Source organism: Mycobacterium szulgai (genome assembly GCF_002116635.1).
Classification (GTDB): Bacteria; Actinomycetota; Actinomycetes; order Mycobacteriales; family Mycobacteriaceae; genus Mycobacterium; species Mycobacterium szulgai.
On record NZ_LQPW01000157.1, the window covers coordinates 1 to 1,259 of the forward strand.

The 1,259-nt window shown below is 65.3% G+C and carries 4 protein-coding genes; 1 reads left to right on the top strand and 3 read right to left on the bottom strand.

The window, feature by feature from the left end:
* Positions 1 to 28: 28 nt before the first annotated feature.
* Together AWC27_RS23890 and AWC27_RS23895 are read right to left on the bottom strand one after the other, a co-directional pair.
* Positions 29 to 295 (bottom strand): YdeI/OmpD-associated family protein, encoded by a 267-nt coding sequence (locus AWC27_RS23890; RefSeq protein WP_085672752.1) that lies wholly within the window; start codon positions 293 to 295, stop codon positions 29 to 31.
* 121 nt (positions 296 to 416) lie between these two features.
* Complete coding sequence (locus tag AWC27_RS23895) at positions 417 to 686, bottom strand: WD40 repeat domain-containing protein (protein ID WP_139837180.1); 270 nt, start codon at positions 684 to 686, stop codon at positions 417 to 419.
* 106 nt (positions 687 to 792) lie between these two features.
* On the opposite strand from AWC27_RS23895, the gene AWC27_RS31335 reads away from it, so the two are divergent.
* Positions 793 to 960, top strand: coding sequence for a hypothetical protein (locus tag AWC27_RS31335; protein ID WP_169726852.1), 168 nt, complete (start codon positions 793 to 795; stop codon positions 958 to 960).
* Here AWC27_RS31335 and AWC27_RS23905 read toward each other — a convergent pair.
* Positions 957 to 1,259: LLM class flavin-dependent oxidoreductase (locus AWC27_RS23905; protein ID WP_139837181.1), on the bottom strand; the 303-nt coding region annotated here is incomplete at its 5' end. The two genes, AWC27_RS31335 and AWC27_RS23905, sit on opposite strands and share 4 nt — an antisense overlap.

A 1,259-nucleotide genomic window follows, 5' to 3' on the forward strand; every position in this document is an offset into this window, starting at 1 on the left:
CCCGGCTGACTCCGGGCGGGCCGTCGGCCTAACGACCGTTGCGTTCGCGGTGCTTGCACCCGGGCCAGCAACAGGGGCGCCGCTTGCCTTCTTCCAGCTCCTCCTGGGTCCGGCGGATGCGGCGCTCCCGAGTCTTCTCCTGCTTGGCGTCCTCCACCCAGCAGATGAACTCGTTGCGCGCTAACGGAGTGATGTCTTTCCAGGCGGCCAGCGCGGTTGAATTGCCGATCAAGGCGCTACGTAGGTCCGTGGGCAGAGTATGTACCACGCCTCCGGGTACTTGTGGGTTGCTCACGGGACCAGGGTAAGCGGCCAGATGCGCAGTGTCGTCGGGTTGATCGCTGGAAATTGCAGCGTTGCCGCGACGGTGGCGTCGGCGCTGAGCGCGAGCCGTCGTACGTACGCGTCGAGCCCGGTCAGGGTCTGCAAACACCGCCCGGCGAGTACGTCCCAGAGCGGATGGTGATGGCGTCGCCCGACCTGGCCTGGCGGCCGTCGGCGGAAAGCGCCACCTGAGTCACCGCTTTGGTGTGCTGGTCGAGGGTGTGCAGCAATTGCCCGGCGGCCATATCCCAACTGCGCACGGTGTTGTCGCCGCTTCCGGATATACCGATGCGGCCGTCGGCGCACATCGCCACCACCACACCTTGTCGGCGTGTCCGGCGAGGGCGTGCAGGCACGCTCATCGTGGCCAGCCATGCCTGGGAAAGCGGCTGTGGCGTCGACCGCAACCTGGATGGTGCCAGAAGCCGGTGCTTGATCCTGGGTGGTTTGTTGAGCGTCGGTGCCGGTGTGACGGGCTTAGTCAGTCTGCTCAGACCCCGAGTCCGCGGCGCCTATCTGGCTATCGGTGTGGCAGCGACGGCGATCGGTGCCATCGGTCTGTTGTTGTGCCTCTTCCTATTCACTACCGGAATGAGTCCGCGCGCGATCGACCCCTTCTACCTGCATCACTGCTAGCCGGCTTGGCGGGCCGATATGCGTTGTGCCACTTCGCCATACCGTTCGAAATGCGCGGCATCGCCGAGGGCGTTGTACAGCACGATGCGCGTCGCCATGCCTGCGTACTTGTCGACGAGCGCATCGGCCAAGTCGTCCCATGTCGACTCGGTGGCAAAGGCCGCGATGTGCTCGTCGCTGATCTGGGCCGCCATCCCCTTGAAGTCGCCGGCCTTCTGTTTCTCCCGGATGCGGGCCGTGGTCCCCTCGAACCCGGCCTCGTCCCAGATGAACGCGTAGTTGGGTGTACTCCCGTAGAA

What these genes read in the sequence shown, in the direction of transcription:
- AWC27_RS23895 (WP_139837180.1), bottom strand. Translation starts at nt 686, where the DNA reads ATGAGCGTGCCTGCACGCCCTCGCCGGACACGCCGACAAGGTGTGGTG.